Annotated in this window: 3 protein-coding genes and 1 pseudogene; 2 read left to right on the forward strand and 2 right to left on the reverse strand. The window is 42.3% G+C overall.

What is annotated here, in order from left to right; translation table 11 throughout:
• Positions 1 to 216 precede the first annotated feature (216 nt).
• Positions 217 to 1,110: a LysR family transcriptional regulator gene (locus UA76_RS11670; protein WP_047046236.1), complete on the reverse strand. Its 894-nt coding sequence runs from the start codon at positions 1,108 to 1,110 to the stop codon at positions 217 to 219.
• Between the two features lie 147 nt (positions 1,111 to 1,257).
• Between UA76_RS11670 and UA76_RS11675 the strand changes: the two genes are divergently transcribed.
• Positions 1,258 to 1,740 carry a GNAT family N-acetyltransferase gene (locus UA76_RS11675; protein ID WP_202906933.1) on the forward strand — a complete coding sequence of 161 codons (483 nt, stop codon included), beginning with the start codon at positions 1,258 to 1,260 and terminating at the stop codon, positions 1,738 to 1,740.
• Between the two features lie 191 nt (positions 1,741 to 1,931).
• On the opposite strand, the gene UA76_RS11680 is transcribed toward UA76_RS11675, so the two are convergent.
• Complete coding sequence (locus UA76_RS11680; RefSeq protein ID WP_052772030.1) at positions 1,932 to 2,564, reverse strand: substrate-binding periplasmic protein; 633 nt, start codon at positions 2,562 to 2,564, stop codon at positions 1,932 to 1,934.
• A 345-nt stretch (positions 2,565 to 2,909) separates the two neighbouring features.
• On the opposite strand from UA76_RS11680, the pseudogene UA76_RS23040 reads away from it, so the two are divergent.
• Positions 2,910 to 3,196, forward strand: a pseudogene (locus tag UA76_RS23040) (transposase); the annotation flags it as partial.

Genomic DNA, 3,196 nt, shown 5'->3' on the forward strand with positions numbered 1-3,196 from the left:
CGAAGACTATGTACTAGTCATTCTAAGCAAATGGTCTTCAACAAAGCATAAAACGATTTTAGTCCGGGGCGCGCAGCCGAACCCTTCGGGCAGCCTTTGTGGTTCATTTCTACTGCGTTATCGGCTTCTCATGTAGCCAGCTACACATCAAAGCCTCTGCCTTGTATAAATTTCCCACAAAGTGCTGCAAAAATCAGCTCGAACGTTCAACACGCCCTAAGAGTTGATGATTCTTTCTGAAATCCATTGGATTTTAGGGTCTTTGTTGCGAGTCTTATGCCAATACAGTTTGACCTTGTACTTAGGCACATCTAGAGGCAATGCAGATAAGGTAATGGGCAATAGCTCACTCACATGAGATGCGTATTTGCTGGGCAAAGCGAGTAAATATTGCGTATTTACAACAAAAGAAGGGGCAGAGAGAACACTGGGTGTCTTCACTGCTATTTGTCTTTTCTTTTTGAGCTTTGATAGTGTGATATCCAAAATGCCTCGCACTTCATTCCATGGCGTGACTAATACATGTTTGTAACTTAGAAACTCAGCGAGAGTAAGGTCTCCCTGACAAGGATGAGTCTGACAGCGAACACATACGTATTCATCTTCAAACCATACTTGAGAAGCCATGCTTTCAAAACTCTCTATCTCATGAGCGAAACCACAGACTAAATCAAACTCGCTTTCCCTCAAAGCCTCTTCAGGTAGTCTTTCCTCTAAGTGGAATAGTTCGATGGTGATATTAGGATAGTCTCGACTTAGTGCCGAAATAAATGAATGCATACACCAACTGGTATAGTCTGTGACTGCTATTTTAAATTTATGCGTGTCGTTCGGGCTGAAAAGTGTGGATGAATTGATCCCCTTTTCAATCAGTTCTATACCTTGTATTAACTGATCGGCGATGCTCTTTGAATACTCGGTTGGCAACATTCGATTGCCGACTCGAACAAAGAGATCATCATTCAAGCGTTCCCTTAGCCTTTGCAAAGCGTGGCTGCATGCAGATTGGCTGAGGCTCAATGTGTCAGCGGTTTCACGAACCGATCCCGTCTTGTATAAAACAGAAAACAATCTAATTAAGTTAAAGTCGATATTGGTTAAAGAACTCATGCACCATACTCACTTGCTGACTGCAAACTATGCAGTTCCTTCATGCCCTATTCAAAGCTACACTACTTCCAACATCTGTCAACAGTACTCGGGACGCTCCAATAGGCAGAGACAGTACTGGGTCTAAATTCGCAAGGAAGGACAATAATGCAAAATATCAGTATCAGAGAAGCTCGAATTGAAGATGCATCATTGATTTTAAGGTTTATAACGGAACTGGCGACGTACGAGAAAGCTCAAAACCAAGTAAAAGCATCAATACCAGATTTGGAAGCGACTTTGTTTTCTGAAGATTCAACGGCGCATGCGATTATTTGCTTGGTAAACAATGAACCTGTGGGCTTTGGTGTTTACTTTTACAATTACTCTACTTGGTTGGGACAAAATGGTCTTTATCTCGAAGACTTATATGTCTCTCCAGAATTTCGCAATGTGGGGGCAGGTAAGGCAATCATCAAATACTTGGCGAATCTTGCAATCAAAAACAACTGTGGAAGATTCGAGTGGTGTGTGCTTGATTGGAATCAGCCTGCGATTGATTTTTATCATTCTATTGGTGCAACCGCGCAGGATGAATGGACAATCTATCGTTTGAGCGGTCAGAGTTTGTCATCATTTGCTGAGAGCTGATTTGTTCTTTGTGCACTCTTGTCATGAGGCACTTTCAAGTTATAAAAGTGCCTTGGAGTAGAGCTCAAGCAATCGGTCTTTTGGTTGGATTTTTCTTGGTCAAGGTTTATTGCTGAGTTGGTACTTTGTTTTAAGCTGTTGATACTCAGTAGTCTGCTTAAAGCGTTCCATCTCTTGGGTAAATGCTTGAACTATTGGGTCGGCGCTGCGCTCTTTAGCAAATCCCAAATAAACGATTGTCGAATATAAGGGGGAGCCATAACCTCGATTTCATCAAGTAAACCTTGGTGCTGCATTTCTTCAATATCTTCAATACTGACAACACCGATGTCGTGCCTTTGCTTGGCGATGAGTTCAATCACACGCTTACTTGAAGAGACTTCGACTTTATTGATACTCGTAGATTCATCAAAGTCCTTTCCTAATGTGAAACCTGAAATATAAACGACACTGTGCGGTGCCAGCTGCTCTATCTTTCCATCGTAAACAATATCTTCTCGGTCTTTATGTTTGACTAGATAATGATGAGTACCAGAAAGAATGTTTGATTCAGAGTAATAGACGAACTGCTCGCGTTCTGGCGTTTTCGCAATGTAGCTAATCGCGCTTATCTGACCCGCCTCCACCATTTTGACAGCTCGTTTCCATGGTAAAGATTGAAATGAGATGGAAGCCCCTAAGTTACTTGCGACCTTACGAATGAGTTCTATGTGAAATCCGGTGAGTTGTCCGTCTACTTCCATTTCATAGGGAGGCCAATTGCCATCACCGCGTGCAATAACCAAATCAGTTTGGCTATAGACAGTACAAGGGAGTAGCAACATCAAAGCGCACAGGACAGACAGGAAACGGGGCACAAATTGAGTGCTAACTACATGAACCAATTAAAATGCCTCGCTTTAAACTTACTGCACTATCATCTTTGAAGACTAGAAGAAATGTATAGGGTGTATTTTAGGCTATTGTATGGTGAATATCGTTCTCGAATCTGAAACAAAACCTGATTGCTTCAGAAAGAGGAGGCATTAGCGCCAAGCTTGTACCGCTATCGAATGTAAGAAGGTTTTGGACATTTTCGTGTTAGGGCTTTTGCACTAATGAAAACATTTCAGATTACCAAAAGTATGAAAAAATTCTAAACCTGTGGCCAGTTTTACTTGACCACTACACATGGCACAGAAAAACGTAGGACTTGGCGTAAACTGCACCTTGCCGTCGACGTAGATACCCATGACGTTATTAGCACTGAAGTCAGCCTCGTCAATGTTGGTGACAGTGAAGCTCTCCCAACATTATCGAATCTGCTTAGAAGACAAGTTCATTCCGTATCAGCAAACAGTGCTTACGACACAAAAAAGTGCCATGAAGCATTGTAGACTAAGGGCTGCAAGCCTCTAACTCCGCTATAAAAAATGCTGGTGACTGGGAACAGGGACACCCTCGCAATGAAGCAGTC

This window comes from Vibrio mexicanus (assembly GCF_001012815.1).
In the GTDB taxonomy this organism is placed as follows: domain Bacteria; phylum Pseudomonadota; class Gammaproteobacteria; order Enterobacterales; family Vibrionaceae; genus Vibrio; species Vibrio mexicanus.